14 protein-coding genes and 1 other RNA gene are annotated in these 14,523 nt (G+C 64.5%); 13 read left to right on the top strand and 2 right to left on the bottom strand.

The genetic code is table 11. The features are described from left to right. Nucleotides 1-70: 70 nt before the first annotated feature. Nucleotides 71-438, bottom strand: a transfer-messenger RNA (tmRNA) gene (gene ssrA / locus BLV07_RS02210). Between the two features lie 171 nt (nucleotides 439-609). Here ssrA and BLV07_RS50250 point away from each other — a divergent pair. The 11 genes from BLV07_RS50250 (at nucleotide 610) to BLV07_RS02155 (ending at nucleotide 10,352) form a co-directional block, all read left to right on the top strand. Further along, on the top strand, nucleotides 610-777 hold the full coding sequence (locus tag BLV07_RS50250; RefSeq protein ID WP_502689886.1) for a hypothetical protein: 168 nt from the start codon (nucleotides 610-612) through the stop codon (nucleotides 775-777). A 95-nt stretch (nucleotides 778-872) separates the two neighbouring features. Next, nucleotides 873-1,634, top strand: coding sequence for a tripartite tricarboxylate transporter TctB family protein (locus BLV07_RS02200; protein WP_091879037.1), 762 nt, complete (start codon nucleotides 873-875; stop codon nucleotides 1,632-1,634). Nucleotides 1,635-1,641: 7 nt separating this feature from the next. Next, nucleotides 1,642-3,156: a tripartite tricarboxylate transporter permease gene (locus tag BLV07_RS02195; RefSeq protein WP_244550943.1), complete on the top strand. Its 1,515-nt coding sequence runs from the start codon at nucleotides 1,642-1,644 to the stop codon at nucleotides 3,154-3,156. Nucleotides 3,157-3,294: 138 nt separating this feature from the next. Further along, nucleotides 3,295-4,275 carry a tripartite tricarboxylate transporter substrate binding protein BugD gene (locus BLV07_RS02190; protein ID WP_091879031.1) on the top strand — a complete coding sequence of 327 codons (981 nt, stop codon included), beginning with the start codon at nucleotides 3,295-3,297 and terminating at the stop codon, nucleotides 4,273-4,275. Nucleotides 4,276-4,445: 170 nt separating this feature from the next. Next, nucleotides 4,446-5,240: a thymidylate synthase gene (locus BLV07_RS02185; RefSeq protein ID WP_091879028.1), complete on the top strand. Its 795-nt coding sequence runs from the start codon at nucleotides 4,446-4,448 to the stop codon at nucleotides 5,238-5,240. A gap of 6 nt (nucleotides 5,241-5,246) precedes the next feature. Next, the gene (locus tag BLV07_RS02180; RefSeq protein ID WP_091879025.1) at nucleotides 5,247-5,732 is read left to right on the top strand and encodes a GNAT family N-acetyltransferase; all 486 of its coding nucleotides are present in this window, start codon (nucleotides 5,247-5,249) and stop codon (nucleotides 5,730-5,732) included. Then, nucleotides 5,732-6,241 carry a dihydrofolate reductase gene (locus tag BLV07_RS02175; protein ID WP_091879021.1) on the top strand — a complete coding sequence of 170 codons (510 nt, stop codon included), beginning with the start codon at nucleotides 5,732-5,734 and terminating at the stop codon, nucleotides 6,239-6,241. Before BLV07_RS02180 ends, BLV07_RS02175 begins: the two co-directional genes overlap by 1 nt. Before the next feature lie 153 nt (nucleotides 6,242-6,394). Beyond that, nucleotides 6,395-7,531 carry an FtsH protease activity modulator HflK gene (gene hflK, locus BLV07_RS02170; protein WP_091879018.1) on the top strand — a complete coding sequence of 379 codons (1,137 nt, stop codon included), beginning with the start codon at nucleotides 6,395-6,397 and terminating at the stop codon, nucleotides 7,529-7,531. After that, nucleotides 7,528-8,424, top strand: coding sequence for a protease modulator HflC (hflC, locus tag BLV07_RS02165; protein ID WP_091879015.1), 897 nt, complete (start codon nucleotides 7,528-7,530; stop codon nucleotides 8,422-8,424). The genes hflK and hflC overlap by 4 nt, the downstream gene beginning before the upstream one ends. A 71-nt stretch (nucleotides 8,425-8,495) precedes the next feature. Further along, complete coding sequence (locus tag BLV07_RS02160; protein WP_027560516.1) at nucleotides 8,496-8,702, top strand: DUF2065 domain-containing protein; 207 nt, start codon at nucleotides 8,496-8,498, stop codon at nucleotides 8,700-8,702. A gap of 144 nt (nucleotides 8,703-8,846) precedes the next feature. Continuing rightward, a complete protein-coding gene (locus tag BLV07_RS02155; protein ID WP_091879012.1) occupies nucleotides 8,847-10,352 on the top strand; it encodes a Do family serine endopeptidase in 1,506 nt (501 codons plus the stop codon). A gap of 139 nt (nucleotides 10,353-10,491) precedes the next feature. Here the strand turns inward: BLV07_RS02155 and serB are convergent, their stop codons facing one another. Continuing rightward, nucleotides 10,492-11,397, bottom strand: a complete 906-nt coding sequence (gene serB, locus BLV07_RS02150) for a phosphoserine phosphatase SerB (RefSeq protein WP_091879008.1) — start codon at nucleotides 11,395-11,397, stop codon at nucleotides 10,492-10,494. Nucleotides 11,398-11,408: 11 nt separating this feature from the next. Here serB and miaA point away from each other — a divergent pair, with 11 nt between their 5' ends. After that, a complete protein-coding gene (miaA, locus tag BLV07_RS02145) occupies nucleotides 11,409-12,356 on the top strand; it encodes a tRNA (adenosine(37)-N6)-dimethylallyltransferase MiaA (RefSeq protein ID WP_091879005.1) in 948 nt (315 codons plus the stop codon). Nucleotides 12,357-12,685: 329 nt separating this feature from the next. Beyond that, the gene (locus tag BLV07_RS02140; protein ID WP_091879002.1) at nucleotides 12,686-14,461 is read left to right on the top strand and encodes an acetolactate synthase 3 large subunit; all 1,776 of its coding nucleotides are present in this window, start codon (nucleotides 12,686-12,688) and stop codon (nucleotides 14,459-14,461) included. Nucleotides 14,462-14,523: the final 62 nt, after the last annotated feature.

The following is a 14,523-nucleotide window of genomic DNA, read 5'->3' as shown; positions in this document are numbered from 1 at the left end:
GCCAAGCCGCAATAGTACCGCGCCTGACGGGTCAGCAGGAGTCCCCGCCGTGGAAGAAATCAAAAAGCAAAGTGGAGGCTTCTGTTGCCAGGTGCCTCCGAACCCCGCCTAGCGGAGCTTAACCCGCTAGGACTTTAGAGTGGTCTTTCAAACTGCGTTACGCAGCCTGAGCAACCGGAGCAAAGTTGTCGTTGGCAACTATTGCAGTAGCCCGATAACGGCGGAACAATACCGGGAAAAAGTACGCCCTTTACGCCCTCGTCGATCCTATTTCGCCCCCGCCAAAGCCCGCTTCTAGGGCCAGCCCGTGTGTGGGCTTTGGTGGAGGCGCCGGGTACCGCCCCCGGGTCCGAATGGTTTATTGCGACGACCGTTTATTTCCATAGCCGGCGAACCGGCATCCCCAATATAGGGCGCAAAGCTTTCGAAAAACAGGGGTTTCGAGCGGATTGACTGCGGTTCCCTTTGGATAGGTTCCGGCCCGTCTTGGCCGTGGCGCCGCGGCGGCGGTGCCCGAGATGCACCGCATGGCGGTCGAGTTGCATCACTGGATGAGCGACAAGCCGTTCACCGACGCCTATGCGATCGCGCAGCTCTCGCCCGGTCCGAATGCTTATCGTGACGTTAATGGGCGGCGGCGAGTGCCCTGCGACCGATCGCACAATTGCTGCACTGCTCCTGACCGCGATGGTTGCGGTGATCGCATCGGTTTCGCGCATCAATCCACTCTGGTTCCTGCATGCTGGGGGTTTGTTGGGTTTTGCTGGCATTGTGTGATGAAAATCGCTAGGCAGTGATCCGGGCGGGGGATCCAGTTCCAGCCGATTTAGAACAACAGTGCTCGTGACTTACGGGTCGCGGAGGAGACAGGCATGGCCGACACGATGGGCCACTCAGCGACAGCCACGCGAAACACAAAGCTGGCGCTCGGTTTTTGTCTGCTGGCGATTGCGCCGCAGATTTTCGAATTGATCTGGTCGATCGGGACGATCTTCGGCTGGGGCACCGGCCGCGGCCCGGCGACGGTCGTCACCGGCCACGCGACGGCGCTGCTCGCCGGAGCGCCCAGCGCGATCTTCGGGTCGCTCGGGGGCGACGCCAAGAAGGTGTCGTCCGAGGTGCTGCTGGCACTGATCTATTCCTATCCGCTGTTTGTGGTGGCGCTCCTCACGCTGTTCATGACGATCCGGTCGGCGCAGGACTATGTCGGCGGCATCGTCCTGATGGCGGTCGCCCTGTTCGCGCTGTGGGCGTCGAGTGATTTGCAGGGCATGCGGGGCTTCTCCTTCGGCGCGGGGACCGCGCCGCGCATGTTCGGCGGCCTGCTGGTCGCCTTGTCCGCCGGCATCGCCCTGACGGGCCTCCTGACGGAGGGAGCCCCGCTTTCCCATTACTCCTGGCGGGGACCGCTGTTTGTGGTGGCGGCGATCCTCTTCTTTGCGCTGGCGATCCGGCCCCTCGGCCTCGTGGTCACAGCCTTCCTAAGCTTCATGATCGCGGCGACCGGATCGAATGAAACGCGCTGGCTTGAAGCGGCGATCGTCGGCGCCTGCCTGACGGTTGGTTGCGCGATCCTGTTTCCATACGTGCTCGGCCTGCCGATGCCGATGTTTCCGCGTTTCCTGATTCAGTGAGGGCGTGATGGATATCTTTGCCAACCTCGCTCACGGCTTCGCCGTCGCGTTCTCCCCGATCAACCTCCTGATGTGCCTCATCGGCGCCCTGGTCGGGACGCTGGTCGGCGTGCTCCCGGGCATCGGCACCATCGCAACGGTCGCGATGCTGCTGCCGATCACCTTTGGATTGCCGCCAGTCGGCGCGCTGATCATGCTCGCCGGCATCTATTACGGCGCCCAGTACGGCGGCTCGACCACGTCGATCCTGGTCAACATACCCGGTGAGGCGACATCGGTCGTCACCGCCATCGACGGCCACCAGATGGCCAGGCAGGGCCGCGCCGGCCCGGCGCTGGCGATCGCCGCGATCGGCTCGTTCTTTGCCGGCTGCGTCGCGACCGTCTTGATCGCCGTCCTCGGCGCGCCGCTCACGAAACTCGCGCTGGCGTTCGGCCCGGCCGAATATTTCTCGCTGATGGTACTCGGCCTGATCTTCGCGGTGGTGCTGGCCAAGGGCTCGGTGCTGAAGGCGATCGCAATGATCGTATTCGGTCTGTTGCTCTCGATGGTCGGCTCGGACATCGAGACCGGCGCCTCGCGCATGGCCTTCAACATTCCGGAACTCGCCGACGGCCTCGGCTTTGCGACGGTGGCGATGGGCGTATTCGGCTTTGCCGAGATCATCCGCAATCTCGACGCCGGCGCCGAGATGAGCCGCGATCTCGTGCAGCAGAAGATTACAGGTCTGATGCCGACCAGGAAGGATCTGGTCGACTCGACGCCCGCGATCCTGCGCGGCACCGTGCTCGGCTCGATCCTCGGCATCCTGCCCGGCGGTGGTGCGACAATCGCATCATTCGGGGCCTATACGCTCGAGAAGAAGCTCGCCAAGAATCCGTCGCGGTTCGGTCGCGGCGCGATCGAAGGCGTGGCCGGGCCGGAGAGCGCCAACAACGCCGCCGCGCAGACCTCCTTCATCCCGCTGCTCACCCTCGGCATCCCGCCGAACGCGGTGATGGCGCTGATGGTGGGCGCGATGACCATCCACGGCATCGTGCCGGGTCCGCAGGTGATGCAGAAGCAGCCGGATCTCGTCTGGGGCATGATCGCCTCGATGTGGATCGGCAATCTGATGCTGATCATCATCAACCTGCCGCTGGTCGGAATCTGGGTGCGGCTGCTGCGCGTGCCGTACCGGCTGATGTTCCCCTCGATCGTGATCTTCTGCGCGATCGGCATCTATTCGGTGAACAACGCGCCGGTCGACGTCATCCTCGCAGGTGTGTTCGGCCTCGTCGGTTACTGGCTGATCAAGCACGATTTCGAGCCGGCGCCGCTGCTGCTCGGCATGGTGCTGGGACCGCTGATGGAAGAGAACCTGCGCCGTGCGCTCCTGATCTCACGCGGCGACTGGAGCGTGTTCCTGACGCGTCCGTTGTCGGCCGTGCTGCTCGCGATCGCGGCGACCCTCCTTGTCCTTACGGTGCTACCGATCTTGCGCGCCAAGCGCGATGAGGTGTTCACCGAGTCCGAGAACTGAGGCGTTGCGCCCTGCGTCGGCGCCGCGCCCTGCGTCGGCGCGCCGCATTCGGAAGTCGAATCGACTTGTGTGACGGCTTCGTGAAATGAAAATGCCGGCCTTGTGGCCGGCATTTTTGTTTGTTTCCCGGAGATCGAGATGACTGTCATTCGCGCGCTTGCGGGCGCATGTGCCGCGGCGTTCGCATCGTTGTGCTTCCTTGCTGCACCGGCTGAGGCGCAGACCTATCCGACGCGCAGCATCACCATGATCGTGCCGTTTGCGGCCGGCGGACCGACCGACGTCGTCGCGCGCATCGTCACCGCGCACATGGCGCAGACGCTGGGGCAGAGCATCATCATCGAGAACGTGGTCGGCGCCGGCGGCACCACCGCCACAACGCGCGCCGCGCGTGCGGCCAATGACGGCTATACGCTCATCACCGGACATATGGGCACGCATGCCGCCTCCGTGCCGCTCTATCCGAAACTCGCCTATCATCCCGAGAAGGACTTCGAGCCGGTCGCGCTGCTCGCGGGCACGCCGATCCTGATCCTGGCGCGCAAGGATTTTCCGCCGAAGGACCTCAAGGAGTTCGTCACCTATGTGAAGGCGAATGTGGAGAAGGTGAATGCCGCGCATGCCGGCGTCGGCTCGGTCTCGCACGCCTCATGCGAGCTTCTGCACTCCATCCTCGACATCAAACCGGTCGGTGTGCCCTTCAATGGCACGGGTCCCGCGATGAACGCGCTGGTGGCGGGACAGGTCGACTATATGTGCGACCAGATCGTCAACGCCGTGCCGCAGATCAATGCCGGCACCATCAAGGCCTATGCGATCGCAACAGCGGAGCGCAATCCGTCGCTGCCGAACGTGCCGACGACGGCGGAAGCCGGCCTGCCGGCATTCCAGGCCCAGGCCTGGAATGCGATGTTTGCACCGAAGGGAACCTCGCCGGCGATCGTGGCGAGCCTGAACGCCGCCGCCATCAAGGCGCTCGACGACGAGACCGTGCGCAAGCGCCTGCTCGAGCTCGGCAGCGTCATTCCGGGCCCTAAGGACCGTACGCCGGAGGCGCTGGCGGCCCTCGTCAAGAACGAGATCGCGAAGTGGAGCCCGGTGCTCAAGCCGGCAACTTAGCCAGCAGGATCAAGCTGATAGGTGAGGGGCGGAATGCCGAGTTCCGCCCCTTGTCGTTTGCGCCGGGAACGCTCACTTTTCCGGGTATAATCGACGCGGACAGCGAATCGCCGCTGTCGCAGCGCAGAGGCGGCCGTTAAGTTTCCCGCCTCCCCAAAGGCTCACGACACATGCACCAGTATCAGGACCTGCTCGAGCGGATTCTTTCAGACGGCGCCGAGAAGACCGATCGGACCGGCACCGGCACGCTGTCGGTGTTCGGCCACCAGATGCGCTTCAATCTGTCCGCCGGCTTTCCGATGCTGACCACCAAGCGGCTGCCGCTGAAGGCGATCGTGCACGAGCTGCTCTGGTTCCTGAAGGGCGACACCAACATCAAATATCTGCGCGACAACGGCGTCACCATCTGGGACGAATGGGCCGATGCCAATGGCGATCTCGGCCCGGTCTACGGCCATCAGTGGCGCTCCTGGCCCGCGCCTGATGGCCGCAGCATCGACCAGATCGCGAACGTCGTCGACATGATCAAGCGCAATCCGGACTCGCGCCGCCTGATCGTCTCGGCCTGGAATCCGGCCGAGGTCGACAAGATGGCGCTGCCGCCGTGCCACTGCCTGTTCCAGTTCTACGTCGCCAATGGCAAGCTGTCGTGCCAGCTCTATCAGCGCTCGGCCGACGTGTTCCTCGGCGTGCCCTTCAACATCGCCTCCTATTCACTGCTGACGATGATGGTCGCGCAGGTCACTGGCCTGAAGCCGGGCGACTTCGTGCATTCGTTCGGCGATACGCATCTCTATTCCAACCATCTGGAGCAGGCGAAGCTCCAGCTCACCCGCGCGCCGCGCGCGCTGCCGGTGATGCGGATCAATCCCGAGGTGAAGGACATCTTCTCCTTCCGCTTCGAGGATTTCGAACTCGTTGGCTACGATCCGCATCCGCACATCAAGGCGGAAGTCGCGGTCTAGCGTCCTATGTCGCTCAACATCCGCCGCGTGCGACCGGGAGAGGCCGGGCTCGTTCTTTCCTTCATCCGCGAACTGGCCGAATATGAGAAGCTTTCACACGAGGTCGAGGCGACCGAGGCTGACATCGCGGACGCGCTGTTCGGCGACAGGCCGCAACTCTATTGCGCGATCGCCGAGTGGAACGGCGAGGCGGTCGGTTTTGCGGTGTGGTTTGCGAATTTCTCCACCTTCAGCGGCCGGCACGGCATCTATCTCGAAGACCTCTATGTGCGGCCGTCGCATCGGGGCAGGGGCCTCGGCAAGGCGCTGCTGGTCTACCTCGCGAAGGAATGCATCGATAACGGCTGGTCGCGCCTGCAATGGGCGGTGCTCGACTGGAACGCGCCGTCGATCGCGTTCTACAAATCGCTCGGTGCCGTCATGATGGACGACTGGACGTTGTGTCGCGTCACCGGGCCGGCGCTGACACGGCTTGCCGGGAGCGCGACCTGATGGAGATCGTCTTCGTCGTCGCGATCGCCGAGAACGGAATCATCGGCGCAGGCAACGCGATCCCGTGGCGCTTGAAATCCGACATGGCGCGCTTCAAGGCGCTCACGATCGGCAAGCCCGTGATCATGGGTCGCAAGACCTTCGAATCCCTGCGCCGTCCGCTGCCGGGCCGCACCAACATCGTGATCACGCGCGATGCGGGTTATCGCGCATTCGGGGCCATCGTCACAACATCGGCGGCGGATGCGAACGCGGTTGCGCGGGGCGACGCCCTGCGGCGTTCGGTCGCCGAGATCGCGGTGATCGGCGGCGCCGAGATCTATCGGCAGTTGCTCGATCGCGCCGATCGCCTCGAAATCACTGAAGTGCATGCGCGGCCCGAAGGCGACACGCATTTCGACATCGACAAGGCGGAGTGGGATGAGGTGGCACGCATCCGGCATCCTGCCGGCCCCGACGACAGCGCCGACTTCTCCTATGTGACATATCGTCGGCGGGCGGGCCATTAACCGCATTCGCCAATGTTTACATTGACTTTTTCGTGCCCGAGCATAGCTCGGAAGACAGTCAGGGCTGCGTTGTAAGGGACCTGCCCGTCCCCTATAAAGCCGGACCGGACAAGCGGGCGGGGGTCATTTCCACCCTGCCGAGGAGAGCGTCGTATGCCGTGGAAGAATCAGGGCGGTGGCCCGTGGGGCTCGGGTCCAAAGGGACCATGGGGCTCAGGCCCGCAACCGGTCGGGCCGAGGCCGCCGGATCTGGAAGACCTTCTGCGGCGCGGCCAGGACCGCCTCCAGCAGATCATGCCGGGCGGCTATTTCTCCGGCCTCGGCATCACGCTGATCATCCTGCTCATCGTCGCGTTCTGGCTGCTGTCGGGCTTCTTCCGCGTGCAGTCCGAAGAGCTCGGTGTCGTGCTGCGCTTCGGCAAGCACGTCCGCACGGTGCAGCCGGGCCTGAATTACCATCTGCCCTATCCGATCGAGACAGTACTGCTGCCCAAGGCGCTACGCGTCAACACCATCTCCATCGGCATGACGCTGATCGACGATCCGGCGCGGCGCGGCCGCTCCATACGTGACGTCCCGGAAGAGAGCCTGATGCTGACCGGCGACGAAAATATCGTCGACGTCGACTTCACCGTGCTCTGGCGCATCAAGCCGGATGGCGTCGGCGACTTCCTCTTCAACATCCAGAATCCCGAAGGCACCGTGAAGGCAGTCGCCGAGAGCGCGATGCGCGAGGTGATTGGCCGCTCGCAGATCCAGCCGATCCTGACCGGCGCGCGCAATGTCACCGAACAGGGCGTGCAGGAGCTGATCCAGAAGACCCTCGACAGCTATGGCGCGGGCATTCAGATCACCCAGGTGCAGATGCAGAAGGTCGATCCGCCGGCGCAGGTGATCGACGCCTTCCGCGACGTGCAGGCTGCGCGCGCCAATCTCGAGCAGTTGCAAAACGAGGCGCAGACCTATGCCAACCAGGTGGTCCCGCAGGCGCGCGGACGGGCGGCCAAGATCCTCCAGGACGCCGAAGGCTACAAGGAGCAGGCGGTCGCCGAGGCCAAGGGCCAGAGCGCGCGCTTCCTGAAAGTGTACGAGGAATACAAGAAGGCGCCCGACGTGACGCGTGAACGGATTTATCTGGAAACGATGGAGCGTGTGCTCGGCGGCGCCGACAAGCTCGTCTATGACGGCGGCTCCACGGGTCAGGGTGTCGTGCCCTATCTGCCGCTTCCCGAGCTGGCGCCGAAGCGGCAGCCTACGACCGGTCCGCAGTCGAGCGGAGGCAACCGATGAGGTCTCCGGTTACAGGTTTCGTCACGCTACTCGGACTGCTCCTGGTCCTGATCGTGGCCTATATGTCGCTGTTCACGGTTCAGCAGACCGAGCAGACCATCGTGCTGCGCTTCGGTGAACCCATCGACGTCGTCACCGCGCCCGGCCTGCACTTCAAGGCGCCGTGGAATTCGGTGATCAACATCGACAAGCGCATCCTCGATCTCGAGAACCCGTCGCAGGAAGCGATCGCCTCGGACCAGAAGCGGCTGGTGGTCGACGCCTTCGCGCGCTACCGGATCAAGAACGCGCTGCGCTTCTATCAGAGCGTCGGCTCGATCCAGGCCGCCAACATCCAGCTGACTACGCTCCTGAACGCGGCGCTGCGCCGCGTGCTCGGCGAAGTCACCTTCATCAACGTGGTGCGCGACGACCGCGAAAAGCTCATGCTGCGCATCCGCGACCAGCTCGACCGCGAGGCCGATGGCTACGGCATTCAGGTCGTCGACGTCCGGATCCGCCGCGCCGACCTGCCCGAGCAGAACAGCCAGGCGGTTTACCAGCGCATGAAGACCGAGCGTGAGCGCGAGGCCGCCGAGTTCCGTGCACAGGGTGGCCAGAAGGCTCAGGAGATCAAGTCCAAGGCCGACCGCGAGGCGACCGTCATCGTCGCAGAAGCCAATTCGCAGGCTGAGCAGACCCGCGGTGCGGGCGATGCTGAGCGCAACCGCCTGTTTGCGGAAGCCTACAGCAAGGACGCCGACTTCTTCGCCTTCTACCGGTCGATGACGGCCTATGAGAACGGGTTGCGTTCGAGCGACACCCGCTTCCTGCTGCGGCCGGACTCGGATTTCTTCCGGTACTTTGGTAGCCCGTCCGGCAAGACGGCGACCGAGACGCCGGCAAAGCCGTAAGCTAGACAAGGGCGGCCGGTCTGGCCGCCCTTTGTCCAGACAAGAACAGCATAACGGGAGGTTCCATTCCGATGAGGTCCATTGCGTTCGCCGACTTCCTCATCGGCCTAGGCATCCTGTTCGTGCTCGAAGGCTTGATGTTCGCGGCAAGTCCCAACTGGATGCGCAAGGCCATGAAGAGCGCCATCGCCACGCCGGACAACATCCTGCGGGCGGTCGGGATCGGTTCGGCGGTGGCCGGCCTGATCCTGATCTGGGTGATGCGGCGCCCGGTTTAGGCGTCATGCCAACGTCAAAGTGAAGGCGAACGACTGGTTTTCGCCGTATTATCGGGGTGTTGAGACCCGTTAAGCTCTGCGCTTGCGCCGTCCCCCCGTTCGAGCGCAGTCTGGCGCCGAACCCCCTATTCTCTGGAGATTACAATGATCGCTGCCACCATTGCCCCGTCCCGCTTGCGCCATTGGGTGCGAACTGGGCTGGCCGCGCTCGCCATCGGTGCCTTCGGCGCATTCGGCACGCCGGCTCATGCGCGTGGACCGGACGGCATCGCCGACGTCGCCGAGAAGGTGATCGACGCGGTCGTCAACATCTCCACGTCGCAGACCGTCGATGCCAAGGGCGGCGGCAGCAACACCATGCCGCAACTGCCGCCCGGCTCGCCATTCGAGGAGTTCTTCGACGACTTCTTCAAGAACCGCAGGGGTCCCGGCGGTGGCAGCAAAGGCGGTGACAACAACCCGCCGCGCAAGACCAATTCGCTCGGCTCCGGTTTCATCATCGACACATCAGGCGTGGTCGTCACCAACAACCACGTCATTGCCGATGCCGACGAGATCCACGTCATTCTCAACGATGGAACCAAGATCAAGGCCGAACTGGTTGGCGTCGACAAGAAGACCGACCTCGCCGTGCTCAAGATCAAGCCGCCGAAGCCCCTGGTCGCGGTGAAGTTCGGCGACTCCGACAAGCTGCGCCTCGGCGACTGGGTGGTCGCGATTGGCAACCCCTTCAGTCTCGGTGGCACGGTGACGGCCGGTATCGTCTCGGCCAAGAACCGCGACATCTCTTCAGGGCCATATGACAGCTACATCCAGACTGACGCCTCGATCAACCGCGGCAATTCCGGCGGCCCGCTGTTCAACCTCGACGGTGACGTCATCGGCGTCAACACGCTGATCATCTCGCCCTCCGGCGGCTCCATCGGCATCGGCTTCGCCGTGCCGTCGAAGACCGTCGTGGGCGTCGTCGACCAGCTCCGGCAGTTCGGCGAGCTGCGCCGCGGCTGGTTAGGGGTGCGCATCCAGAGCGTCACCGACGAGATCGCCGAGAGCCTCAGCATCAAGCCCGCACGTGGCGCGCTGATCGCCGGCGTCGACGACAAGGGCCCGGCCAAGCCCGCCGGCATCGAGCCCGGCGACGTCGTCGTCAAGTTCGACGGCAAGGACGTCAAGGACCCGAAGGACCTGTCCCGCGTCGTCGCCGACACGGCGGTCGGCAAAGAGGTCGACGTGATCATCATCCGCAAGGGCCAGGAGCAGACCAAGAAGGTCACCCTCGGCCGTCTGCAGGATCCCGAGAAGGTGCAAGCCGCGGTGAAGACCGACGAACCCGCGCCCGAGAAGCCGGTGACGCAGAAGGCGCTCGGTCTCGATCTGGCAACGCTGAGCAAGGATCTGCGCACGCGCTACAAGATCAAGGACACCGTCAAGGGCGTGGTCGTCACCAGTGTCGACGCCAATTCCGACGCCGCCGAGAAGCGGCTGTCCGCCGGTGACGTCATCGTCGAGGTGGCGCAGGAGGCGGTGTCGAGCGGCGCCGAGATCCAGAAGCGGGTCGACCAGCTCAAGAAGGACGGCAAGAAGTCAGTGCTGCTGCTCGTCTCCAATGCCGACGGCGAGCTGCGCTTCGTGGCGCTGAGCGTGCAGTAGGAGATGCTTAGTCCCACGCTCACTGTCATGCCCCGCGAAGGCGGGGCATCCAGTACGCCGCGGCCTCTCCGTATCCTCGCATGGTCTCTGGAATACTGGATCACCCGCTTTCGCGGGTGATGACAGCGGAGAGGAGGCTCTAAGCCTCCACGAACTCCTCGCGCCGATATCCCTGCGCATAGAGCAGCGCGGTGAGATCGCCGTGATCGATCCGCGCCGCCGCAGCAGCAGCCACCGCCGGCTTGGCATGATACGCCACGCCCAGCCCGGCCGCCTGGATCATCCCGAGGTCATTGGCGCCGTCGCCGACCACGACCGACTCGAGGTCGTCGAGATCGAACGATTCCATCAGATCCACCAGCGTCGCGAGTTTTGCGGCGCGACCCAGGATCGGTTGCTTCACCTCGCCGGTGAACTTGCCGTCGCGCACCACGAGCTCGTTGGCGCGATTTTCCTGAAAGCCGAGCTTGGCGGCGACCGCAGTCGTGAACAGCGTGAAACCGCCCGAGACGAGGCAGGTGTAGGCGCCGTGCGCGCGCATGGTCGCGACCAGCTCACGGCCGCCGGGGGTCAGCGTGATGCGCTTGGCCAGCACCTCGTCGACCGCGCTGGCGGGAAGATCCTTGAGCAGCGCAACGCGTTCGCGCAGCGCCGGCTCGAACTCGATCTCGCCGCGCATCGCGCGTTCGGTGATGGCGGCCACATGCGCCTTCACCCCGACGAAGTCGGCGAGCTCGTCGATGCACTCCTGGCCGATCATGGTGGAATCCATGTCGGCGAGAAAAAGCTTCTTGCGCCGGAAGCCGACTGGCTGCACGACGATGTCGATGGGCAGGTCGCCGCGAAGCTCGCGGAGCCGCTGCTCGATGGCGTGGCGGTCGCCTTCGAGGTTACTGTCGGCGCCGAAGGGAATGTCGACCGCAACCCCGTCGAACAGCCAGTGCGCGGGAGCTGCCTTTGGCAGCACGGCGCGGGCGCCGTCGACGATGGTAGAGTCGAGCGCAGGATTATCGGGATTACAGATCAGCGTGGCGACGAGGGACATTTGAGGTTTTCGTGAGCGAGGGGCAAGTCAGCAGAGGGCATGTTGGCAAGGCCGTGCTTATCGCAGGCCCGACCGCCAGCGGCAAGTCGGCGCTGGCGCTCGAGCTTGCGATCGCCACCGGCGGTGTCGTCATCAACACCGATTCCATGCAGGTCTACCGCGACCTGCGCATCATCACGGCACGGCCGACAGGGGCGGATGAGGCGCTCGCGCCGCATCGTCTCTATGGCCATGTCGATGCGGCCGTGAATTTCTCGGCCGGTGCCTGGGTGAGCGACGCGGCGAAGGTGCTGGAGGCGGCGACGGCCGAAGGCCGCCTGCCGATCTTCATCGGTGGCACCGGGCTCTATTTCAAGGCACTGACGGCGGGCCTTTCCGTGGTGCCGCCAATTCCCGCCGAGGTGCGCGAGGACGTGCGCGCGCGGCTGGAACGGAACGGCGTCGAGGCGCTGCACGCGGAACTCGCACACCGCGATCCGCGCGCGGCCGAACGATTGAATCTGCGCGACCGCACCCGGATCGCGCGCGCGCTCGAAGTGGTCGAGGCGACCGGCCGTTCGCTGCTCGACTGGCACGGCGAGGGCCAGCCGCCATTGCTGCCGCAGGACAGTTTTCGCGCGGTGTTTCTCGCCCCCGGGCGCGACGAGCTCTATGCCCGCATCGATGCCCGCTTCGATGCCATGCTGGGCGCCGGCGCGCTGGGGGAGGTCGAGCGGCTCGCCGCCCGACATCTCGATCCGCTGCTGCCGGCCATGAAGGCCCATGGCGTGCCGGCGCTGATCCGGCATCTGCGCGGTGAGCTCAGCCTGGACGAAGCAGCCACAATCGGCCGTGCCGACACCCGCCATTACGCCAAGCGCCAGTTCACCTGGTTCCGGCACCAATTGCCGGAGTTCGAATGGGTCAAGCCGGAGGAGGCGAGGGGATGGCTCGCGGCGGCGACTGCGGACTCGGACTGACGTGCTTTTGTGCCCGGTTCCCGAATTTACCTCTCGCCGAACCCCGGGAACCCCGCTACACTGCCAAAATCGCGCGGGAACGGCCGCATTGCCTTGACATCCAGGCTTTGGCCGCTATGTTTCGCGCAACCTTTGGGAAGCCGGGCGCCTGCCATGCGTAACATTATTACCAAACTCCTTATCGCCGTCGTACCCAGGCACACCGCCGGGGATGGCTAGCTGCCATCCATAAGACAGGCGGTGTGCGTGGGCCCTCTTCGGGGCCTTTTTTATTTCCCGAACCCGACACGAATGAAAGCCGCTGACAACAGCGCATCCGGAGCAAGCCAATGAGCGACAAGAGCCACGATCCGAACCAGATGACCGGCGCCGCGATGATCGTCCGCGCGCTCATCGATCACGGCGTGACCGACATTTTCGGCTATCCCGGCGGCGCGGTGCTTCCGATCTATGACGAGATCTTCCAGCAGAGCGAGGTCCAGCACATCCTGGTCCGCCATGAGCAGGGCGCAGGCCACGCCGCCGAGGGCTATGCGCGCTCGACCGGCAAGCCGGGCGTCGCCCTGGTGACTTCCGGCCCCGGCGCCACCAACATGGTGACGCCGCTGACCGACGCATTGATGGACTCGATCCCGCTGGTCTGCATCTCCGGCCAGGTGCCGACGCATCTGATCGGCAACGATGCCTTCCAGGAATGCGACACCGTCGGCATTACGCGCCCCTGCACCAAGCACAATTGGCTAGTGCGCGACGTCAACGATCTCGCCAAGGTGCTGCACGAGGCGTTCTATGTCGCGACCTCCGGCCGACCAGGCCCGGTGCTGGTCGACGTTCCCAAGGACGTGCAGTTCGCGACCGGCACCTATCATCCGCCGCGCAAGTCCGACGTGCACCGCTCCTATGCGCCGCGCGTGAAGGGCGATGCGACGCAGATCCGCAAGGCGGTGGCGCTGCTCGCCCACGCCAAGCGCCCGGTGATCTACAGCGGCGGCGGCGTCATCAATTCCGGTCCCGAGGCGACCAAGCTCCTACGCGAGCTGGTCGAGGTCACCGGCTTCCCGATCACCTCCACGCTGATGGGCTTGGGTGCATATCCGGCTTCGGGCAAGAACTGGCTCGGCATGCTCGGCATGCACGGCACTTACGAAGCCAACATGACCATGCATGATTGCGACGTCATGCTGTGCGTCGGCGCGCGCTTCGACGACCGCATCACCGGCCGCGTCGACGCGTTCTCCCCTAGCTCGAAGAAGATCCACATCGATATCGACCCGTCCTCGATCAACAAGAACATCCGCGTCGACGTGCCGATCATCGGCGACTGCGGCAACATCCTCGGTGACATCCTCCAGGTGTTCAAGGCGGAGGCGAAGAAGCCCGACATCAAGTCGTGGTGGCAGCAGATCGCGCAGTGGCGTGCCCGTAACTCGCTCTACTACAAGAAGAGCAACGACGTCATCCTGCCGCAGCACGCGATCCAGAGCCTGTTCGAGCTGACGCGTGGCAGGGATACCTACATCACGACCGAGGTCGGCCAGCATCAGATGTGGGCGGCGCAGTTCTACGGCTTCGAGGAGCCGCATCGCTGGATGACGTCGGGCGGTCTCGGCACCATGGGCTACGGCCTGCCGGCGGCGATCGGTGTGCAGGTGGCCCATCCCGACAGCCTCGTCATCGACATCGCGGGTGATGCCTCGGTGCAGATGACGATGCAGGAGATGTCGACGGCAGTGCAGTACGAGCTGCCGATCAAGATCTTCATCCTGAACAACCAGTATATGGGCATGGTGCGGCAGTGGCAGCAGCTGCTGCACGGTAACCGCCTGTCGCATTCCTATTCGGAGGCGCTGCCGGATTTCGTCAAGCTTGCCGAAGCCTATGGCGGCGTCGGCCTCCAGGTGCACAAGCCCGCCGATCTCGAGGGCGCCATCAAGGAGATGATCGCGGTCAAGCGCCCGGTGCTGTTCGACTGCCGCGTCGCGGCGCTGGAAAACTGCTTCCCGATGATCCCCTCCGGCAAGGCGCACAACGAGATGCTGTTGCCTGAGCAGGCCAACGACGAGGCTACCGCGAAGGCATTCGCCGCCGGCAAGGCGCTGGTGTGAGCGCGATGATCACAAGCTCCGCTGTCATCGCCCGGCTCGACCGGGCGATCCAGTACGCCGCG

This window comes from Bradyrhizobium sp. Rc2d (genome assembly GCF_900099855.1).
Taxonomy (GTDB): Bacteria; Pseudomonadota; Alphaproteobacteria; order Rhizobiales; family Xanthobacteraceae; genus Bradyrhizobium.
This window is presented reverse-complemented; position numbering and strand designations above follow the sequence as displayed.